This window comes from Luteimonas panaciterrae, from assembly GCF_020511115.1.
GTDB lineage: Bacteria > Pseudomonadota > Gammaproteobacteria > Xanthomonadales > Xanthomonadaceae > Luteimonas > Luteimonas panaciterrae.
Genome location: NZ_JAJAVH010000004.1, coordinates 587,374 through 608,048 on the forward strand (window position 1 = coordinate 587,374; position 20,675 = coordinate 608,048).

Below are 20,675 nucleotides of genomic sequence, written 5' to 3' on the forward strand. Positions count from 1 at the left end.
ATATGGACAGAGGCAATTAAGACATTCCCGACCACTAATCGAGCCATCCGCCGACACCCGACAACCTAGATTAGCGGCATCGTGGGCATCCCCGACAAGCGCCTGCCGCATGCCCCGCCAACCTCGCCTCGAGATCCCCAGAGTTCCCTTGCACGTCACCCAGCGCGGGGTGAACCGCTGCGCGATCTTCCTCGACGACACCGACCGTCATCACTACCGACGGCTCCTGCGCGATGCATGCCGCAAGCATGGCGTCGCCATCCACGCTTTCGTGCTGATGGACAACCACGTGCATCTCTTCCTCAGCTCCGCAATAGCGGGATGCGTATCCCAGGCACTGCGACAGGCCGGCCAGACCTACGTGCAATCGTTCAACCAACGCTACCGTCGCATCGGCACCTTGTGGCAGGGCCGTTTCAAGTCCAGCCTGGTCGATTCGGATACCTATGCCCTACGCGTGATCCGTTACATTGAGCTCAATCCCGTGCGCGCGGCGATGGTCGAACGCCCGGAGGATTACCGGTGGTCGAGCGTACACACACATCTCGGCTTGGCGCAGGATCCACTGCTCATCCCGCATCCGGCCTACGCTGGACTGGGCGCCAACCGCATCAGCCGCGCCGCGGCGTATCGCGATTGGCTGCATGCCCCTCTTGACCCGGGGGGATTCTCCCGCATCCGCGCCTACATGACGCAGGAGAAGGCACTCGGCGACGCCCGCTTCCAGGCAACGGTGGAGAAGATCTTGAACAGGTCCGTGGTAGTCATGCCGCGCGGGCGACCACGGCGGAAGGGGAGCGCGGAGGTCGCTTAATTCCCTCCGTCCCCTTTAGGTCCTGTCCCCTTTAGGTCAATGTAGTGGGCTCCTTCTAGAAAGCTGCGATCCGGACCTTCAGAGACAGAATCGCAGGGCCCACTCAATTCCTGCAGCCGGGAAAACCACTGCCGCCCAAGATTGTCGATAAATCCAACCAAAGGCTCGGGCGCGCTATCGGCATAAGTAGGCACCCATAGCAATCGCGCAAAATCGTCGCCTGGAATATCGACATACTCGTTCACTGTGAGAATCACAAGGCAGTCTATCCCTGAGTAGTCGTGCAGAAGAATCTCGGCCAATAGGCCTATCAGATACTGCGGCGCTACGGTCAGCAGTCCATCCGCAACCAACATGACTACGCCTTGGTGATCTTTGAACCCCAGATGATGGCGTGTCTCCTTGATCTGCTTGTTTGCCTTCTCCAAGATTCGCTTTAGCGGCTTTCTGAGAAGGTGCATGAAGTCCCGATGTACGTCCATCGGCAGGGGAAGTTTCTTTTCCAAGTGCGCGTCTGAAATACGCCCCGCGAGCAAACACCTCAACCAAAGATTCGAAATTCTCTGCTGGAACTCTGGGAGCCGAGGCCAGTCCGTCGTCAGCTCTTTGAGCTCGACGATGACTTGGTCAACTGGAAACAGGTAGTCAGCATTCGCGAAGGGAGGCGACTGTCCCACAAGCGAGGACATTCGGACGCCGCCAACGGATAACACGAAGCAGTCGAAGGTGGACTCGATTGGCAAAGCGGGTGGAAGCTCTAAGGGTTTGTAAATTTGGCTCATCCCTTACCCTGCCCCCCCGATTCAAGCGGGCCAGACAGCATTTCCGAGAGGCGCTCGCGCGCCTCTGGGGACATCATGGCAATGATGGCTTCCTGCCTCGCCTTGAAAAGGCGCTGCATCTCTGTCTGCACCCAAAGTCCGGCCACTGTGTAGTAGTGCATGTCCTCATCGGTTACTTGTATGTCATACACCGTCCGCGGATGCGTTAGCTTATTGCGTCCCATCTTGGCGACTATGAAGTCCCGATAGCTCTCCCCTCCCGCATTTAGTTGGAAGTCTAATAACCACACTTTCGCGGCGAGTTTGAAGACTCTCTTGACCGCAACCTCCAATGCGAGAAGCTTGCCCGGAACTCCCACAATGTGCCGAAATCCTAGGGTCTCCTCCTCTCTTTTAGTCAGCTCGCCCTTGAACATTTCCAAACGCAAGGTGGACCTGATTTCGGTACGAATGGCTTCGAGTAAGGCTTCAACATAGGCAAATATGGCACGAGCCGCACTCCGCCGAAAAAACTGGGAGTTCCGGTCCGACTCCAAAATCTCGTATGCCTTGTGAACATCGGCGCGGAGTTCCTCGATCAGGTCATGCATCATGACGAGTCCATCGCCAGCTGCTATGTCAGGATATCCGGGCATCGGATCCTCAGTCCCATGGGATGACAACGCTTCAATCTCCTCTGGCCATTCCACCTCTGCCTCAGCAATGGCCTGGTTAAGATTGCGCATCTGGTAAGAATCTTCCGCTCTGACCGTAATCACAGCAAGGCCTCCTTCGACGGTCGTCAGGGGCGCCGGTTCCGTGCATATAGGGATGTCCTCTGAGGTTGGCCGCATGAAATGGACAATCAAGCCATCGAAGTAGAAGCGAAAACTGGGTAATGTGCGGACCTCGTTCTCGGCTTCCTCTCGCACAGGCATATTCATGGCCTGAGGAGCATGGTTGTGGTTAGGCCCCCTAGTTCTAACCTGGGTGAGGATGGTCGAATACCAATCCAAAGGCTGCGGGTCTCCCGCCAGGATCATCTGTCGGAGCCGATTCCGATGCGTCTCAGGAAGAGCAACCTCTTTGAACTCTTCCCTGCTCGACTCTGCTGCTCGCCAGAGGATGCTTAGGAGGAAGATGCGCAACGTCGTCAGGTCGACTGAGGGTAAAAAGCGCACTCCCACGCCCGAATCCTCATCGACCGGGAACTCACCAGACAGCTCCTCGTCCTCACCCCACCCACTCCAAACCAAGCGATGCTGCCTGAGCAGCTCTACACCTCGCCCGTCGATGGCGGCCAGAATATCCTCGCCTTCTCTAATGACAAGGGCCGGGTCATACCAGCTGTCAAAGCGACGCACCGGGCGGCCTCCTTTCCTGGTTTGAATAAACGGCCGACCAGGGGCCGACGGTTTGGTCAGAGACTTGGGGATGATATGCGAGGTTACAAATGGGCCAGTCTGGCCGGTCAAACGGCACTGTCCCTCAGCGCGTGTCTTCTTCATGAAGCGCACTATGTCGCCATCCCGCTCAGGTAAGCATTAGGCTACTAGCTGGGACCTCTGACAGTAACGGGGGGATGTTTATTGTCCGAGGTCGGCGAGCACGTCATTTAAAAATACTCTCGGCATGAACCACACCGCCACTAGGCATCACATATTCCTCCGATACTCCCCACCCACGTCATACAACGCATGACTAATCTGCCCCAGACTATGCGTCTTAACCGCCTCCATCAACGCCTGAAACACATTCCGGCGCTCCCGGGCGGTGGCCTGCAGGTAGGCCAGCCCATGGCCGTCATGGACGAAGTCCTGCTCCTCGTCCGAGGCGGCCAGGTGCCCGTGCTCAGTCTCCCCGACCGGCGCCAGGACATTCCGTGACTGCTGCCACGCCTGGACGTTGGCGATCTGCTGGCCCTTCTCCTCCTCGGTGGAGCGGATCAGTTCGATCTCGGTGGCGATCTCGCCGCCGTGCTCCTTGGGCAGGAAGGTGTTCACGCCGACCAGGGGCAAGGAGCCGTCGTGCTTCTTGTGCTCGTAGTACATCGACTCTTCCTGGATCTTGCCGCGCTGGTACATGGTGTCCATGGCGCCGAGCACGCCGCCGCGCTCGCTGATGGCTTCGAACTCCTTGTAGACGGCTTCCTCGACGATGTCGGTGAGCTTGTCGACGATGAAGCTGCCCTGCCAGGGGTTCTCGCAGAAGTTGAGGCCGAGTTCCTTGTTGATGATCATCTGGATGGCGACGGCGCGGCGCACGCTTTCTTCGGTCGGCGTGGTGATGGCTTCGTCGTAGGCGTTGGTGTGCAGGCTGTTGCAGTTGTCGAACAGGGCGTACAGGGCCTGCAGCGTGGTGCGGATGTCGTTGAACTGGATTTCCTGGGCGTGCAGTGAGCGGCCGCTGGTCTGGATGTGGTACTTCATCATCTGGCTACGCTCGTTGGCGCCGTAGCGCTCGCGCATGGCGCGCGCCCAGATGCGGCGGGCGACGCGGCCGATGACGGTGTACTCGGGGTCCATGCCGTTGCTGAAGAAGAACGACAGGTTGGGCGCGAAGTCGTCGATCTTCATGCCGCGCGCGAGGTAGTACTCGACGATGGTGAAGCCGTTGGACAGGGTGAAGGCGAGCTGGCTGATCGGGTTCGCGCCGGCTTCGGCGATGTGGTAGCCGGAGATCGACACCGAGTAGAAGTTGCGCACCTTGCTGTCGACGAAGTACTGCTGGATGTCGCCCATCATGCGCAGGGCAAACTCGGTACTGAAGATGCAGGTGTTCTGCGCCTGGTCTTCCTTGAGGATGTCGGCCTGCACGGTGCCGCGCACGGTGGCCAGCGTCTCCGCCTTGATGCGGGCGTAGGTGTCGGGGTCGACGAGCTGGTCGCCGGAGACGCCGAGCAGGCCGAGGCCGAGGCCGTCGTTGGTGGGCGGCAGCTCGCCGTGATAGCGCGGACGCTCACGGCCTTCGAACAGCTGCGCGATCTTTTTCTCGGCTTCGGCCCAGCGCTGCGGATCGGCCTTGAGGTATTTCTCCACCTGCTGATCGACAGCGGTGTTCATGAACATCGCGAGGATGATCGGCGCCGGGCCGTTGATGGTCATCGAGACGCTGGTGGTGGGCGCGCACAGGTCGAAGCCGGAGTAGAGCTTCTTCATGTCGTCGAGCGTGGGGATGTTGACGCCGGAGTTGCCGATCTTGCCGTAGATGTCGGGGCGCGGCGCCGGGTCCTCGCCGTACAGGGTGACGCTGTCGAAGGCGGTGGACAGGCGCGCGGCCGGCTGGCCGACGCTGAGGTAGTGGAAGCGGCGGTTGGTGCGCTCGGGCGTGCCTTCGCCGGCGAACATGCGGATCGGGTCCTCGCCGGTGCGGCGATAGGGATAGACGCCGCCGGTGTAGGGATAGCTGCCGGGCAGGTTTTCCTTGCCGAGGAAGGTGAGCAGTTCGCCCCAGCTCTTGTAGGTAGGCGCGGCGATCTTGGGAATCTGCTGATGGCTGAGCGATTCGCGGTAGTTCTCGACCTTGATCGCCTTGCCGCGCACTTCGTACTCGGTGACGGCGTCGGTGATCGACTTCAGGCGCTGCGGCCATTCGCGCAGCAGCTTCAGCGAGTCGGAGGTCAGCGACTGGATGGCGTCGTTGTAGCGTTGGCGCAGGGTCTTGAGGGAGTTGTCGGCGCCTTCGCTGAGGGCGTCGGCGTCGTAGAGGTCGAGCTGCTTCGGCAGCTTGGCGTCGCCGATTTCATGCAGCGACTGCCAGAAGGATTGCGCACGATCGGCGGCTTCGGCCTGCTTCTCGATCGAGGCGTTGATGCGCCTGCCCTGCTCCGCGATCTCGGCGAGGTAGCGCACGCGCGCGCCGGGGATCAGCACGGTGGCGCGCGGCTCCTTCAGCGTGGTGTCGAGGCGCGGCGTCCAGGCGTCCTTGGGCAGATGCAGCTTGTCGCTCAGCAGGCGGCACAGGTTGGTGAACATCCAGCTGATGCCGGGGTCGTTGAACTGGCTGGCGATGGTGGGATAGACCGGGACGTTCTCGTCCTTGGTCTGGAAGGCGGTGCGGTTGCGCTTCCACTGTTTGCGCACGTCACGGAGCGCATCCTCGGCGCCGCGCTTGTCGTATTTGTTGAGGACGATCAGCTCGGCGTAGTCGATCATGTCGATCTTCTCGAGCTGGCTGGCCGCGCCGTAGTCGCTGGTCATCACGTACATCGGGAAATCGACGAGATCGACGATCTCCGAATCGCTCTGTCCGATGCCGGCGGTCTCGACGATGACGAGGTCGTAGCCCAGGCCCTTGAGGAAGCCGATGCAGTCCTTGAGCACGGCATTGGTGGCGACGTTCTGGCGGCGCGTGGCCATCGAGCGCATGTAGACGCGATGGCTGCGCAGCGAGTTCATGCGGATGCGGTCGCCGAGCAGCGCGCCGCCGGTGCGGCGACGCGTGGGGTCGACCGAGATCACGGCGATGTGCATCTTCGGGAAGCTGGCGAGGAAGCGGTTGAGCAGTTCATCGGTCACCGACGATTTGCCGGCGCCGCCGGTGCCGGTGATGCCGATGACCGGAGTCTTGCCGCTGGCCAGTTGCCATTGCTTGCGCAGGCGGGACAGTTCGGTGTCGGAATAGGCGCCATCCTCGATGGCGCTGAGGACGCGGCCGATGGCGATCTCATCCTCGATGCCCGGAACGTCGTTCTTGTCCGATGTCCGCGCCGCGGCGTCACGCGCTTCGGCGGCGCGCTTGACGACGTCCTGGATCATTTCCACCAGCCCCATCTTCATGCCGTCGTTGGGGTGGTAGATGCGCTCGACGCCGTAGGCTTCCAGTTCGCGGATCTCCTCCGGCGTGATGGTGCCGCCGCCGCCGCCGAAGACGCGGATGTGCGAGGCGCCGCGTTCCTTGAGCATGTCGACCATGTACTTGAAGTATTCGACATGGCCGCCCTGATAGGACGAGAGCGCGATGGCGTCGGCGTCCTCCTGCAGCGCGGCGCGCACCACATCTTCGACCGAACGGTTGTGGCCGAGGTGGATGACTTCCGCGCCTTGCGACTGGATCAGCCGGCGCATGATGTTGATGGCGGCGTCGTGGCCGTCGAACAGGCTGGCGGCGGTGACGAAGCGCAACGGCGACGCGTCGGGCTGGGTCTCAGGAAGGTTTGTGGCTGGCGTGCTCATCGCGCGCTCCGGACGGCTACAGGAATGGGGCAATTGTAACGTGCGGCCGGTGGTGCCCTCGTTGTGGCCGGCGGACCGTGCGCGACCGGATGGATGGCCGGCGCCTGAACATCGCCGATGCCCCGGTCAACAGGCATCGGGCCGTGACGTTTCCATCATCGAACGGTGCATGGGCACCGGATACGAGGAGAGCGTCATGATGTTGCGTCCTTTGGTGTTGTCGGCGGCGATCGGTCTGGCCGCGCTCGGCGGCGGCCTGCACAGCGGTGAGGCGCAGGCGGCCGGGTATATCGGGGTCAGCGTGCGCGTGGCGCCGCCGCCTCCGCGCTATGAGCGTGTCGTGGTGCGTCCGGGCTATGTGTGGACGCCCGGCTATTGGCGCTGGAGCGGTCGTCGGCATGTCTGGGTTGCCGGTTATTACGTGCCGGTTCGCGCGGGCTATGTCTATCGGCCGGCGCGGTGGTATCGGCATGGACCGGACTGGCGCTTCCACGCCGGTTACTGGGCACGTGGGTGAGGAGCACGCGTAGTCGATGCCCTATCGGCATCGATCGCGTCCCGAACGACCGGCCACGGAAGGCCGGGCCGGACGATCAGAAGCCGGCGATGTTTCGCCGTGGACGGCATCACGAACTGATCGAAGCGCATGTCGTCCGCCACAGCTCAGCGCGCCCTGCCCTCCGTGACATGTTCCGGAAGCAGAAGGCCGGCGACGAACACGACAACCGCGACCAACAACAGGCGTTTGAGCGTTCTACGCATCGAGCGCGCTGATCAATTCCGTGCAACGGTCGCGCAATCCCGATTCGGAGCGATGGATGCCGAACCGTTCGGTTGCCTGTTTCTTGTCGAGGATGCGGGCGGCGGTCGCTTCCAGTGTCGCGCGATCGTCGTCGAAGCCGCCATGCGTGGTGGCATTGGCCGCATGCGCCGAGCCCCGCAGCTGGTCGGAGGTCGGCGACAGGATCCAGTCGAGGCGCCCGTTCTTGATCAGCTTGTGCACGCGCTCGTAGCCGAAGGCTTGATCCTCAATTTTCTTCGCGGCGATGAAACGCGCCATGCCGGCAAGCGGCGTGCCTTGGCTCAGCCGGCGGTCGATCCAGCTGCGCGGCTGTGTCTCGAAGGCGTGCGCGACCAGGTACAGCAGCGACTTGTTGTAGATGCGCGCGCAGCTGTCGTCGTTCTCGGCCTTGTCGGTGAGCGTGAACAGGCCGGCGCGTTCGATGGCGCCGGATTCGAGCGCCGGCACGTAGGTCATCATGAACATGTCCATGGTGATCGCCGGCGCCCACAGGTTCAGGCTGGTGATCTTCGCGCCCATGCCCTGCATGCCGTGCGCCGGTCCGCCGATCACCTGTCCTTGTGTGGTGAGCAATTGCAACAACGGCGCCAGCAGGATCGAGCCGGCGCTGTGTCCGGCCAGATGCAGTTCCACGGACGAATCCTGCTGCATCCATTCATGCAGCAGACGCGCCACTTGCGATGCCCCACCCGCCTCCTGCATGCCGCCCTCGGCATTGCGCTGCACGGCGGTGGTGGCGAGCAGCGCGTTCTCCTTCATCTCGTCCCACAGCGCCTTGCCACCGGCGGCGCGGGCGAGCGGTTCGAGCGTGTCATCGAGACGGTCTAGCAGTAGGTCGCGCACGCGATCGAAGGCGCCCTCGCTGCGCGGGCGCGCGCTGTCGCGCAGGATGTTGCCGAGCGTGGTCCAGAAATCGGTCTTCCAGACGAAGCACAGCGGATAGATTTCCTGGCGCAGGAAGGCGTCGCGGTAATCGGCGACGCGCTGGATCGCCGAATCCTCCGGCACCAGACCGCCGTGCGCGTACAGCAGCACGCGCTTCTTCTTCCAGCCCTGCATGGTCTGGCGCATGTCCTCGCGGATGAGGTTGCGCACGTCGTCGGCGGTGGTGCCGAAACGGCCGCTCTCGCGCAACCGTCCGTTGTTGCCGAGGCTGATGATGTGCGGGCGCAAACCGGCCTGTGCATAGCCGCCCGACTGGCGTCCCAGCGGCGAGATGCTGACCGCCGCCGATTCCGCGCGCTGCAGATGCACGGGCACCGCGAGCCGCGCCACCCAGACATCGTCGCCGTACTGCAGCCATTCGTCGTAGCTGATGTGGCCGTAGCCGCGATGGCCCCAGGAAGGGCCCCAGGAGTTCTGAATCCAGAAACCATTCTCGTCATAGCCGACGATGGCGAAGGCGTGGCCGCCGACGACGTCCTGCCCGCGCCAGATGATCTTGCCGTCGGACGGCGGATCCCACCACCCCTCATGCACGGAACCCGAGGCGAACAGCACGCCCACTTCGGCGAAGGCCGCATGCATGGCGACCAAATCCTTGTGATTGACGCGGAAGTACGCGCCGAGCGGACGACGCAGCGCATCCTTCGCGCGTTCGTCGGTGTAGGGCTCCAGTTTCTCGCCTGGTTTGTACGGCCAGAGTTTTTCCGAGCACACGCCGTGGCGGTGCCAGCCCTTCATCGCACCGCGGCAGCTGGAGCCTGAATAGCTTTCGCCGCGCCATTCGTCGTAGCGGCGCGCCATGTCGTAGAGCATGCGCGTGCTGACGCGCTCCTTCTCGGCACCGGAACCGCGCGTGCGCATCAGCGTGTGCGCCACTGTCGCCAGGCCGAACGCGGTGCATGCGCCTTCGTTGCCCTGGTTCAGCACCGGCACCTTCAGCGCGATGTGCCGCGAGAGCGGCATGCTGGTGGGCACGTCCACGAGCGTGGGTTCGAACATGCGGTCGCGGAAGTCCGCGGTATCGGGGCGCGCGTCGAGCAGGCGCGAAGCTGGCGATGCGTCGGACGTCTTCTTCTTGGCGGCAGCCATGGCGATGCTCCTGGAACTTGGGTGGCGCGTCCGAAATGCGGACGACGAATACGGTGTGGAAACAATAGGATGCCCGGGAAGCGTCTCGCCGACAGCGACCGGTGGATACTTGTTCTAGGTAACGTGAAGCAAAGCACAGGCCTGACACATCAGCGCTTATTGAAAAGGCGGCCAGTGACCGCCTTTCGTGTTGCCCATGCGAGGGATTCCCACCCTCAGACCGGACAGTTGTTGCCCGTCGGCGGGCCGCTTCTGTGCGGCCCGCGCCATGCTAGTCCCGATGCTGCGCGCCTCGCTGCCGCACCAGTCGCATTGCGGCGCTCTACACCGCCCTACCGTGCTGTACGGGCTTTTAGGGGAAGGGACGCGTAAAATACCGCGCCTTCGATGCCGGCCCGCCCCCGCTCCGCGCATTGAAGCCAGACAAGTCAATCACTTACCACACACACCTCTTTCACATCGCAAGCGTCGCCCGCCAGCGCGGCCGGTGCCATGCACGGAGTTTTTCGATGATCTTCGAACACCTCGACACCTACGGCCACGAGCAGGTCGTGTTCTGCCACAACAAGGACGCGGGCCTGAAGGCCATCATCGCGATCCACAACACGGTGCTCGGACCGGCCCTGGGGGGCACGCGCATGTGGCCGTACAAGACCGAGCAGGACGCGCTCAATGACGTGCTGCGCCTCTCGCGCGGCATGACCTACAAGAACGCGGTCGCCGGCCTGAACATCGGTGGCGGCAAGGCCGTGATCATCGGCGATCCCGCCGCCGACAAGTCGGAAGCGCTGTTCCGCGCGTTCGGTCAGTTCGTCGAATCGCTGGGCGGCCGCTACATCACCGCCGAGGACGTCGGCATCGACGTCAACGACATGGAATACGTGTTCCGTGAAACCGAATACGTCACCGGCGTGCACCAGGTGCACGGCGGCTCCGGCGATCCCTCGCCGTTCACCGCCTACGGCACGCTGCAGGGCCTGATGGCCACGCTCAACCGCAAGTTCGGCGACGAGGAAGTCGGCAAATATAGTTATGCCGTGCAGGGCCTGGGCCATGTCGGCATGGAGTTCGTCAAACTGCTGAAGGAACGCGGCGCCAAGATTTTCGTCACCGACATCAACAAGCAGCTGATCGACAAGGCGGTCAGTGAATACGGTGCCGAAGCCGTGGGCGCGGACGAGATCTACGACGTCAACGCCGATGTCTACTCCCCGTGTGCGCTGGGCGGCACCGTCAACGAACAGACCCTGCCGCGCCTGAAGGCGAAGGTGATCTGCGGCGCGGCCAACAACCAGCTCGCCAACAACGCCATCGGCGACGAAGTGGTCAAGCGCGGCATCCTCTACGCGCCCGACTACGCGGTGAACGCCGGCGGCGTGATGAACGTGGCGCTGGAGCTGGACGGCTACAACCGCGAACGCGCCATGCGCATGATGCGCACGATCTACCACAACCTGGCGCGCATCTACGAAATCTCCGAGCGCGACGGCATCCCCACCTACCAGGCCGCAGACCGCCTCGCCGAGGAGCGCATCGCCGCCATCGGCAAGCTCAAGCTGCCGATGGGTCGCAACACGCCGCGCTTCAAGGGCCGGATCCGCAACCACTGACATGGCACGACGACGGGGCGAAGAGCCCCGTCGTTGTATACGGGGACCGCGGAAGCGAAAACCGCTTCGCGCACCTCCCCCATTGCCTTGCAGAAAAGCCGGAGATTCCCCTATGCGCACGACCGTCATCGCCACACTCCTCGCCACCGCCGTCACGCTGAGCCTCGTCGCCGGCGCACAGGTCAAGGAGGGTACCCACAAGGAAGGGCATCTCGACTACGACCACCAGAGCGCCTGGAAGGGCACGCTCGATCACGCGCAGTCGCCGATCGACATCGTCACCACGGACGCGCAGAAAGCAGTTCCCAACGAGCCGCTCGCGCTGCAGTTGCAGCATCTCACCGGCGCGCAGGTCGACAAGGTCGAGGACAACGGCCATGCCGTGCAGGTGGATTCGCACACCACCGAGGCGGACATCCGTGGCCGTCACTTCACGCTCAACCAGTTCCACTTCCACGCCGAGAGCGAGCACACGCTCGACGGCAAGCACTTCCCGCTGGAAGGCCATTTCGTGTTCAAGGCGCAGGATGGCCGCCTGGCCGTGATCGGCGTGATGTACCGCGAAGGCGCCGCCAATCCGGCGGTGCAGGTGCTGCTCGACGACCTCGCCGCCGCCGGCGGCAAGCTGCCGCAGCCGCAGATCGACATCGCCGCCCTGCTCCCGCACAAACTCGGCTACTACCACTACCTGGGCTCGCTTACCACGCCGCCGTTGACGGAGAATGTCGAGTGGTACGTGCTGCCCGAGCCGGTGTCGATGTCGAAGACGCAGATCGACGCCTTCCTGAGCCACTACCGCCACAACAACCGCCAGATCCAACCGCTCAACGGGCGGCCACTGATTCGTTACGAGGGCTGATATGCGCAGTTTTCCCCTGGGTGAAGAGATCGATGCCTTGCGCGAAGCGGTCCAGCGCTTCGCCGCCGCGGAGATCGCGCCGCGCGCCGCGCAGATCGATCACGACAACGCCTTCCCTCAGGACCTGTGGCCGAAACTCGGCGAGATGGGCCTGCTCGGCATGACCGTGCCAGGCGAGTTCGGCGGCAGCGAGATGGGCTACCTCGCCCATCTCGTCGCGATGGAGGAAATCTCGCGCGCGTCCGGTTCGGTCGGCCTAAGCTACGGCGCGCACTCCAATCTGTGCGTGTCCAATCTCTACGCCAACGGCACGCAGGCACAGCACGAGAAGTACCTGCCGAAGCTGTGCAGCGGCGAATGGAAGGGCGCGCTGGCGATGAGCGAGCCCGGCGCGGGTTCCGATGTGGTCGGTTCGATGTCCTGCCGCGCGGAATTCCATCCGGAAGCGGGGCGCGACGGCGTGTGGATCGCCAACGGCAACAAGATGTGGATCACCAACGGCCCCGAGGCCGACGTGCTGGTGGTCTACATGCGCACCGCCAACAAGGACGCCGGCAGCAAGTGCATGACCGCCTTCATCGTCGAGCGCGGCATGAAGGGATTCCACACCGCGCAGAAGCTCGACAAGCTCGGCATGCGCGGCTCCAACACCTGCGAGCTCGTGTTCGAGAATTGCGAGATTCCGGCCGAGAACGTACTCGGAGACGTCAATCGCGGCGTCAAGGTGCTGATGTCCGGCCTCAACACCGAACGCCTGGTGCTCAGCGGCGGGCCGATCGGGCTGATGCAGGCCGCGCTCGACGCCGCCCTGCCCTACGTGCGCGAACGCAAACAGTTCAACGCCGCCATCGGCACCTTCGGCATCATGCAAGCGAAGATCGCCGACATGTACACCGCCCTGCAGTCCAGCCGCGCCTTCGCCTATCAGGTGGCGCGCGACTACGACGCCGGGCACAAGTCGCGCATGGACGCCGCCTCCTGCCTCCTGCACGCCTCCGAAGCCGCCGTGCAGGTGGCGCTGGAAGCGCTGCAGGCGCTCGGTGGCAACGGTTACATCAACGAATACCCCACCGGCCGCATCCTGCGCGATGCCAAGCTTTATGCCATCGGCGCCGGCACCAACGAGATCCGGCGCATGCTGATCGGGCGGGAGCTGTTCGAAGGGCGAGCCTGAGCGCTCATGACCCGCCTCAAGCGGGTCATGCTCAGGCGAGCGCCCGGCCAAGGATGGCCGGGCGGGACGTTCCGAAGCCAATGTGCCGCGCCAGGGACGGCAGTGCGCCTCTTCCCGAAGCAAATCCCGCAAACCCGCGGATCACGCCCTCTGCTGGCGCCGCATCCTTTGGACGGCCCAGGTTTGCCGCAGCGCAGCACGAGTCGCATAATTCGGGTTTTCCTGGCGCCGTCCCCCGGCCCGCCTTCGGAGTTCCTATCTAATGAGCGACATCGTCATCGTCGGCGCCAAGCGCACCGGCATCGGCTCCTTCCTCGGTCAGTTCACCGGCGTCCCCACGCCGACCCTCGGCACCACCGCGATCAGCGGCGCGCTGGAACACGCTGGCATCGCGCCGGATCAGGTCGGCGAGGTGATCATGGGCTGCGTGCTGCCGGCCGGCCTCGGCCAGGCGCCCGCCCGCCAGGCCTCGCGCGGTGCCGGCATCCCCGACGCCGTCGGCTGCACCACCATCAATAAGGTGTGCGGCTCGGGCATGAAGGCGATCATGTTCGCCCACGATCTGATCAAGGCCGGCTCGGCCGAAGTCGTGGTCGCCGGTGGCATGGAATCGATGACCAACGCCCCGCACCTGCTCAACGGTTCGCGCACCGGCATCAAATACGGCAGCACCGAAATGCTCGACCACATGGCCTGGGACGGCCTCACCAACCCCTACGACGGCAAGGCGATGGGCGTGTTCGGCGATGCCACCTGCGCCAAGTACGGCTTCACTCGCGAGCAGACCGATGCCTATGCGGCCGAAAGCGCCCGTCGTGCGCAACAGGCCATCGCCGAGGGCAAGTTCAAGGACGAAATCGTTCCGGTGACAGTGGTTACACGCAAGGGCGAGGTCGTGGTCGACACCGACGAACAGCCCGGCAGGATCGACACCGCGAAGATTCCGACCCTGCGCCCCTCCTTCGGCAAGGAAGGCGTGCTCACCGCCGCCTCATCTTCGCCGATCTCCGACGGCGCCGCCGCCACCGTGCTGATGTCCGCCGACGAAGCGGCCAAGCGCGGCCTCAAGCCGCTGGCCAGAATCGTCGCGCACGCAGGTCATGCGCAGGCACCGGAATGGTTCACCACCGCGCCGGTGAAAGCGATTTCAAACGTGCTCGAGAAAGCGGGCTGGACGGTCGCCGACGTCGATCTTTTCGAGGTCAATGAAGCTTTCGCCTGCGTCGCCATGGCACCGATGAAGGACCTCGGCGTGCCGCACGAAAAGCTCAACGTCAACGGTGGCGCCTGCGCGCTCGGCCATCCGATCGGCGCCAGCGGTGCGCGTCTGATGGTGACGCTGATTCATGCCCTGCGCGATCGTGGCGGCAAGCGTGGCGTCGCGTCGCTGTGCATCGGCGGCGGCGAAGCCACCGCGATCGCGATCGAACTGGTGTAAGCGCCGACGTCTTAAGGACGGAGTCGACTTGATGAACTGACTTGAGCATCAACTTGAATGGTTGCTATGCTTTAATAAGTTCTTTACAAAAAAACCCGGCTAACCGCTTGACAGCCGAAAAGGGCTTGTCATCATGGTATCCGCGCGCATTTATGCGCGTTGCCAAACTTTAACGACGAGGAAGATTGACATGACGATCAACAAGGCGCTGCTGGCCCTGGCTCTGGGTTTTGCCCTGGCTGCTTGCAGCAACCAGAAGCAAGCCGAGGGTTCGGCTGCTGACGCCGCCGATGCGGCCGCCGACGCTCAGACCGCTGCTGACCAGGCCACCGCTGCTGGTGACGCTTCGGCCCAGGCTGCGCAGCAGGCTGCCGACACCGCCGCTGACGCCGCTGCGACCGCCAGCCAGTCCGCGACCGACGCCGCCGCTTCCACTACGGACGCTGCTGCCGACGCCGCTGCCGCTACTGCTGACAAGGCTGCCGACACCGCCGAGCAGGCGAAGGACGCTGCACAGGACGCCGCGAAAGAAGAAGCTCCTAAGCAGTAATCAGGCTTCAAGCAAAAGTTGAAACGGAGAAGTCGCTGGTTCGCCGGCGACTTTTTCCGTTGTGACAGACGGCTGCAGACCTAGCCTCACCGATGTGTGCTACAAATAAGTGTAAGAACAACGATCCCTTCAACGTAACATCACCCTCGATTAACGGAGTGCCCCAATGAACAGCAAGTTCCTCGTTCTGCTCGCCGCCAGCGTTTTCGCCCTCGCCGCTTGCCAGAAGCAGGCCGACCAGGCCGCCGACGCCGCCAACCAGGCTGCCGACGCCACCGCCGAAGCCGCCGGCCAGGCTGCTGACGCCACCGCCGACGCCGCCAACGCCACTGCTGAAGCCGCCGGTCAGGCTGCCGACGCTACCGCCGACGCCGCTGCCGCTGCTGGCGACGCTGCTGCCGCTGCCGGTGATGCCGCCGCTGCGACCACCGCCGACGCCGCCGCTGCCGCTGGCGACACCGCTGCCCAGGCTGCCGATGCTGCCAAGGACGCCGCTGGTGAAGCCAAGGACGCCGCCAAGGACGCCGCCGCTTCTGCCGCTGGTGCCGTGAAGGAAGGCGCCGCGAAGGTCGAAGAGGCCGCCAAGAAGTAATATCGTCTCGCACGATGCAGAAAAGCCCGCGCAAGCGGGCTTTTTTGTGTCCGGGGTTTGCCATTTTCCGTCGATGCCTCGCGCCGGTCGATGACGACGGCGCTTCGCGGAGCGCATCGACGCATGCCGCGACAGGTATCCTTGCACTTTCGTTTTCGGTGCCGTCGGCATGGTTGAACTGACTTCGCAACTCGACCCGCGCTCGCAGGAGTTCGGCGACAACGTCGCCTACCATCGCGCGCTGACGCAGGAACTCGAAGCCCGCCTCGCGCGCGCCGCCGATGGCGGTGGCGAGAAGGCCCGCACCAAGCACACCGAACGCGGCAAACTGCTCGCGCGTGATCGCATCACCGCCCTGCTCGATCCGGGCTCGCCTTTCCTCGAAATCGCGCCGCTCGCCGCCGAAGGCATGTACGACGATGCCGCGCCCGCCGCCGGCATCGTCTGCGGCATCGGCCGCGTGCTGGGACAGGAAATCGTCATCGTCGCCAACGACGCCACCGTCAAGGGCGGCACCTATTTCCCGATGACGGTGAAAAAGCACCTGCGCGCGCAGGAGATCGCGCGCGAGAACCGCCTGCCCTGCGTCTATCTCGTCGACTCCGGCGGCGCCTTCCTGCCGTTGCAGGACGAGGTATTCCCGGACAAGGAGCACTTCGGCCGCATCTTCTACAACCAGGCACGGCTGAGCGCGGAGAACATTCCGCAGATCGCCGTGGTCATGGGCAGCTGCACCGCCGGCGGCGCCTACGTGCCGGCGATGTGCGACGAATCGATCATCGTCAAGGAACAAGGCACGATCTTCCTCGGCGGCCCGCCGTTGGTGAAGGCGGCTACCGGCGAAGTCGTCGATGCCGAAGCGCTCGGCGGCGCCGACGTGCACACCTCGGTGTCCGGCGTGGCCGATCATTTCGCCGAGGACGATCGCCATGCGCTTCAGATCGCGCGCAGCCTCGTCGGCAATCTCAACCGCAGGAAAGTGCTGCCGGTCGCCGTGCGCGAGGCGCGCGAACCGCTGTACGCGACCGAGGAGTTGTACGGCATCGTGCCGAAAGACACACGCCGTCCGTTCGACATCAAGGAAGTGATCGCCCGCATCGTCGACGGCAGCGAGTTCGACGAGTTCAAGGCGCGCTACGCCAAGACGCTCGTCACCGGCTTCGCCCACATCCACGGCTACCCGGTCGGCATCGTCGCCAACAACGGCATCCTGTTCTCCGAGTCCGCGCTCAAGGGCGCGCACTTCATCGAACTGTGCAACCAGCGCGGCATCCCGCTGGTGTTCCTGCAGAACATCACCGGCTTCATGGTCGGCAAGAAATACGAGAACGCCGGCATCGCCAAGGACGGAGCCAAGATGGTCACCGCGGTGGCCTGCTCCAGCGTGCCGAAATTCACCGTGGTGATCGGCGGCAGCTTCGGCGCCGGCAACTACGCCATGTGCGGCAGGGCTTATGGAGCACGCTTCCTGTGGATGTGGCCGAACGCGCGCATCAGCGTGATGGGCGGCGAACAGGCCGCAAGCGTGCTGGCGACGGTGAAACGCGACGGCATCGAGGCCAAGGGCGGCAACTGGTCGACGGAAGAGGAAGACGCCTTCAAGGCACCGATCCGCGCGCAGTACGAATCGCAGGGCAATCCCTACTACGCCACCGCGCGTCTGTGGGACGACGGTATCATCGATCCCGCCGACACTCGTCGCGTGCTTGGACTGGCGATCTCCGCCTCGCTCAACGCGCCGATCGAGCCGGCGCGCTTTGGCGTGTTCCGGATGTAGCCGAACGGACTCCTATCCAATGACCCAGTTCAAACAGACGCTCATCAGCACAGGCACCGTGGGTGCCTTCCTTGGCCTTCTGTTCGTAGCCGGCAGCTTTCTCGCCTACATGGACCAAGGCAGAGCCATTTCGCTCGGTCATGGTCCGGTGCACTGGACGATCTACGCGCGCGATGCGGCGGTTCTTTTCGCAGCCTCCGTCGGCTTCTGCACTCTGACGTTTGGCGTATTTCCCAAAGCCCTGCAATTCGCCTTCGCCCGGCTGGCGCGTCGCCGGAAAATCAGCGCAACGTATAGCCACCATCGGTGAACAACGCACTGCCGGTCGTATAGGTATTGCGCATCAGAAACAGCACCGCATCGGCGGCTTCGTCGACGGTCCCCACGCGCTGCAACGTCGAGAGCGAGGCATAGCGCGCATGCGCCTGCTCCCGCGCTTCCTTCGGTCGCTTCTGCCACAGCTCGGTATCGATAAGGCCGGGCGAAATCGCATTGACGCGGATCGGTGCCAGTTCCACCGCCAATGCACGTGCCAACCCTTCGATGGCGCTGTTGCAGGCGACATAGGCCGCCGCCCCCGCCAACGGCCGCTGACTGTAGGCCCCGGACATCAGCACGATCGAGCCGGTCTTGGCCAGGTGCGGCAAGGCGTGCTTCACCGCGTAGTACTGCCCCCAGAACTTAGAGCGGAACGGGCTCTCGGCCGTGTCGTCGTCGATCTCGTCGATCCTGCCCGACAGCTGCGAGGATCCCGGCGTGAACAGATGATCGAAGCCGCCAATCCCGTCGAAGAAGGCAGCGATCGAAGTCTTGTCGGTGTTGTCGACGCGCCGCGATTCGGCCCGATCGCCCAGCGTGGCCACGGCTTGGGCCAGACGGTCCGGATCACGACCGCCGATCACGACGCGCCCGCCCGCCGCTACAACCAGCTGCGCCACCCGCAACCCCATGCCGGAACTGCCGCCGACGATGACAACCCGTTGATCCCGCATGCACTTTTTCCGTGATCGTGAATGATCCGGGGATTCTAGGTGTGCCCGTCCGCGGCATTCGCGCGCCATGTGGAAATCAGCGGTCCGCCGCCGATCGCAGGAAGACGAAGCGAAGACGGTGCGGAGATGACGCGAAGACGTCGCCGATTGCCACGTCATCGTCATGATCCTCGGAGAACCTCGCGTACAGGTTGGTAATCGCCCCGCAAACCGTTGAGCGATAGCGGTTTTGGTGAGGGGCGTCACACCATCCTCACATCGAGGCCGTGCTAGTCTGGCCGTTCGCCCCGTCGTTCCTGTCCCTAAATTCCGAGGAAGTCGCGTCATGGCTATTTTCCAGCCGAACTCCGCCAAGAACCCCCTGCCCTTCGGCGAACAATCCACGCCGCCTGCACAGCCCGTGCGCGAGGCCACGCCTGCCGTCGCCGACTTCGCCGATTTCACGCCGCCGACCGCGCAGCCCGCCACGCCGCGTCCGGCGCCGCAGCCGGAAGCCAAGGAATCGGTGATCGCCGCCGATCTCACCATCGAAGGCAAGATCGAAGGCACCGGCCATGTCCGCATCGCCGGCAAGTTCAAGGGCGACGTCAACGTCCAGGGCGATCTCACCATCGAGAACGGCGCCAAGCTCAACGGCGGCGTGCGCGCGAAGAAAGTCACCGTGGCCGGTGAACTCGAAGGCAACATCGAATCGGCTTCCAACGTCGAACTGCTGCCTTCCTCGCTGCTGATCGGCGACCTCAAGGCCGGCTCCCTTACCGTCTCCGCCGGCGCGCGCATCCGCGGCCACGTCGAATGCGGCTGGCCCGAGAAGGAATCCACATCCACGAAGAGCAACGGCAAGGCATCCGCCGCCAAGGCCGAATCGGAAGAAGCCACTTCGATCCAGTGAGCTCAATTTCGTGAGCAACAATGCCCGTCCGGGCACGGCAGGTGCCACGCGCACCTGCCCCCATTGCAAGACCCGCATCCTCGAAAGCGCGGCCGTGTGCCCCGCGTGCAAGCATTACCTGCGGATCGACTCGCCTAACTCGCCGCTCGCACAGCCGATGCCTTCACCGCTCAAGGTGGAGGGGATCATTCGACATCCCGCGGATGGTGGTTCCTGGGAATATCAGGTTGTCATCACCGTACGGGATGAGCGTGGTGACGAAGTGTCACGACACGTTGTCGGGGTTGGCGCGCTGCATCCGAATGAGCAGCGGACGTTTTCGTTGGCGGTGGAGATGTTTACGCCTGCTGTTAAGGGTGGGCGGCGGCATTGAGTCACGCCTGGCCTTTTTTGGCATCCGGCCCTAACTTCGTTGAAGAGCAGAAGCGTTTCGCCCCTTCGGGGCGAGTTCATTTCTTTTGGTAAGCCCCAAAAGAAACGAACCAAAGAAAAACGCTTTTCTCGACACAGCAATCCCATGGCGGAGAACGCCCCAGGATTTTCCGACTCGCCATCCATGGCTCGGTCGGAAAACGGCGGGCATCCTGCCCGCCGCCCTTCGGGTCTAGGCACATCGCGGCTCGCAGGGATTCTTAGCAGCCAAGAACAAGAGCTGAGCTTGCTCGGCTTTGTTTCACCTTCCGCTTCTAAAGATGCTCGAACGCCCTCACCAACCAGAGACCCGGAGGGCGGCGCACAGGGATGTGCGCCGTTTTTCGACCGAGCCATGGATGGCGAGTCGAAAAATCCCGATAGCAACGAAACCCTTGGGCTGCTTCGTCGGGGAAAGCGTTTTTCTTTGGTTCGTTTCTTTTGGGGCTTACCAAAAGAAATGAACTCGCCCCGAAGGGGCGAAACGCTTCTGCTCTTCAACGAAGTTAGGGCCGGATGCCAAAAAAGGCCAGGCGTGACTCAATGCCGCCGCCCACCCTTAACAGCAGGCGTAAACATCTCCACCGCCAACGAAAACGTCCGCTGCTCATTCGGATGCAGCGCGCCAACCCCGACAACGTGTCGTGACACTTCGTCACCACGCTCATCCCGTACGGTGATGACAACCTGATATTCCCAGGAACCACCATCCGCGGGATGTCGAATGATCCCCTCCACCTTGAGCGGTGAAGGCATCGGCTGTGCGAGCGGCGAGTTAGGCGAGTCGATCCGCAG

At 63.5% G+C, this 20,675-nt stretch carries 18 protein-coding genes; 12 read left to right on the forward strand and 6 right to left on the reverse strand.

Features of this window, described 5'->3' with window-relative positions:
• Positions 1 to 109: 109 nt before the first annotated feature.
• Positions 110 to 814 (forward strand): transposase, encoded by a 705-nt coding sequence (locus LG367_RS07475; protein WP_226468592.1) that lies wholly within the window; start codon positions 110 to 112, stop codon positions 812 to 814.
• Here the strand turns inward: LG367_RS07475 and LG367_RS07480 are convergent.
• From LG367_RS07480 to LG367_RS07490, 3 genes are all read right to left on the reverse strand, one after another.
• Positions 811 to 1,596 carry a hypothetical protein gene (locus tag LG367_RS07480; RefSeq protein WP_226468593.1) on the reverse strand — a complete coding sequence of 262 codons (786 nt, stop codon included), beginning with the start codon at positions 1,594 to 1,596 and terminating at the stop codon, positions 811 to 813. The genes LG367_RS07475 and LG367_RS07480 overlap by 4 nt on opposite strands.
• Positions 1,593 to 3,083, reverse strand: a complete 1,491-nt coding sequence (locus tag LG367_RS07485; RefSeq protein WP_226468594.1) for a hypothetical protein — start codon at positions 3,081 to 3,083, stop codon at positions 1,593 to 1,595. The genes LG367_RS07480 and LG367_RS07485 overlap by 4 nt, the downstream gene beginning before the upstream one ends.
• Positions 3,084 to 3,230: 147 nt before the next feature.
• Complete coding sequence (locus tag LG367_RS07490) at positions 3,231 to 6,749, reverse strand: methylmalonyl-CoA mutase family protein (protein ID WP_226468595.1); 3,519 nt, start codon at positions 6,747 to 6,749, stop codon at positions 3,231 to 3,233.
• Positions 6,750 to 6,945: 196 nt separating this feature from the next.
• Here LG367_RS07490 and LG367_RS07495 point away from each other — a divergent pair, with 196 nt between their 5' ends.
• On the forward strand, positions 6,946 to 7,266 hold the full coding sequence (locus tag LG367_RS07495; protein ID WP_226468596.1) for a YXWGXW repeat-containing protein: 321 nt from the start codon (positions 6,946 to 6,948) through the stop codon (positions 7,264 to 7,266).
• A 237-nt stretch (positions 7,267 to 7,503) separates the two neighbouring features.
• Here LG367_RS07495 and LG367_RS07500 read toward each other — a convergent pair whose 3' ends face one another.
• A complete protein-coding gene (locus tag LG367_RS07500; protein ID WP_226468597.1) occupies positions 7,504 to 9,585 on the reverse strand; it encodes a C1 family peptidase in 2,082 nt (693 codons plus the stop codon).
• Between the two features lie 509 nt (positions 9,586 to 10,094).
• Here LG367_RS07500 and LG367_RS07505 point away from each other — a divergent pair.
• The 8 genes from LG367_RS07505 (at position 10,095) to LG367_RS07540 (ending at position 17,895) form a co-directional block, all read left to right on the forward strand.
• Positions 10,095 to 11,195 (forward strand): Glu/Leu/Phe/Val dehydrogenase dimerization domain-containing protein, encoded by a 1,101-nt coding sequence (locus tag LG367_RS07505; protein ID WP_226468598.1) that lies wholly within the window; start codon positions 10,095 to 10,097, stop codon positions 11,193 to 11,195.
• A gap of 112 nt (positions 11,196 to 11,307) precedes the next feature.
• Positions 11,308 to 12,054 carry a carbonic anhydrase gene (locus LG367_RS07510; protein WP_226468599.1) on the forward strand — a complete coding sequence of 249 codons (747 nt, stop codon included), beginning with the start codon at positions 11,308 to 11,310 and terminating at the stop codon, positions 12,052 to 12,054.
• Position 12,055: 1 nt separating this feature from the next.
• Positions 12,056 to 13,228, forward strand: coding sequence for an acyl-CoA dehydrogenase family protein (locus LG367_RS07515; RefSeq protein ID WP_226468600.1), 1,173 nt, complete (start codon positions 12,056 to 12,058; stop codon positions 13,226 to 13,228).
• A gap of 262 nt (positions 13,229 to 13,490) precedes the next feature.
• Positions 13,491 to 14,666, forward strand: a complete 1,176-nt coding sequence (locus LG367_RS07520) for a thiolase family protein (protein ID WP_226468601.1) — start codon at positions 13,491 to 13,493, stop codon at positions 14,664 to 14,666.
• A gap of 190 nt (positions 14,667 to 14,856) precedes the next feature.
• On the forward strand, positions 14,857 to 15,216 hold the full coding sequence (locus LG367_RS07525) for a hypothetical protein (RefSeq protein ID WP_226468602.1): 360 nt from the start codon (positions 14,857 to 14,859) through the stop codon (positions 15,214 to 15,216).
• A 166-nt stretch (positions 15,217 to 15,382) separates the two neighbouring features.
• Complete coding sequence (locus LG367_RS07530; RefSeq protein WP_226468603.1) at positions 15,383 to 15,808, forward strand: hypothetical protein; 426 nt, start codon at positions 15,383 to 15,385, stop codon at positions 15,806 to 15,808.
• 169 nt (positions 15,809 to 15,977) lie between these two features.
• The gene (locus LG367_RS07535; RefSeq protein WP_226468604.1) at positions 15,978 to 17,585 is read left to right on the forward strand and encodes a carboxyl transferase domain-containing protein; all 1,608 of its coding nucleotides are present in this window, start codon (positions 15,978 to 15,980) and stop codon (positions 17,583 to 17,585) included.
• Positions 17,586 to 17,604: 19 nt separating this feature from the next.
• Positions 17,605 to 17,895 carry a hypothetical protein gene (locus tag LG367_RS07540; protein ID WP_226468605.1) on the forward strand — a complete coding sequence of 97 codons (291 nt, stop codon included), beginning with the start codon at positions 17,605 to 17,607 and terminating at the stop codon, positions 17,893 to 17,895.
• Here LG367_RS07540 and LG367_RS07545 read toward each other — a convergent pair.
• Positions 17,867 to 18,577 carry an SDR family oxidoreductase gene (locus LG367_RS07545; protein ID WP_226468606.1) on the reverse strand — a complete coding sequence of 237 codons (711 nt, stop codon included), beginning with the start codon at positions 18,575 to 18,577 and terminating at the stop codon, positions 17,867 to 17,869. The genes LG367_RS07540 and LG367_RS07545 overlap by 29 nt on opposite strands.
• 325 nt (positions 18,578 to 18,902) lie before the next feature.
• On the opposite strand from LG367_RS07545, the gene LG367_RS07550 reads away from it, so the two are divergent.
• Together LG367_RS07550 and LG367_RS07555 are read left to right on the forward strand one after the other, a co-directional pair.
• Positions 18,903 to 19,469, forward strand: coding sequence for a bactofilin family protein (locus tag LG367_RS07550; RefSeq protein WP_226468607.1), 567 nt, complete (start codon positions 18,903 to 18,905; stop codon positions 19,467 to 19,469).
• Between the two features lie 10 nt (positions 19,470 to 19,479).
• Positions 19,480 to 19,842, forward strand: coding sequence for a hypothetical protein (locus LG367_RS07555; RefSeq protein WP_226468608.1), 363 nt, complete (start codon positions 19,480 to 19,482; stop codon positions 19,840 to 19,842).
• A gap of 578 nt (positions 19,843 to 20,420) precedes the next feature.
• Here the strand turns inward: LG367_RS07555 and LG367_RS07560 are convergent.
• Positions 20,421 to 20,675, reverse strand: a 255-nt coding sequence (locus LG367_RS07560) for a hypothetical protein (protein WP_226468609.1), incomplete at its 5' end; no start/stop codon positions are given.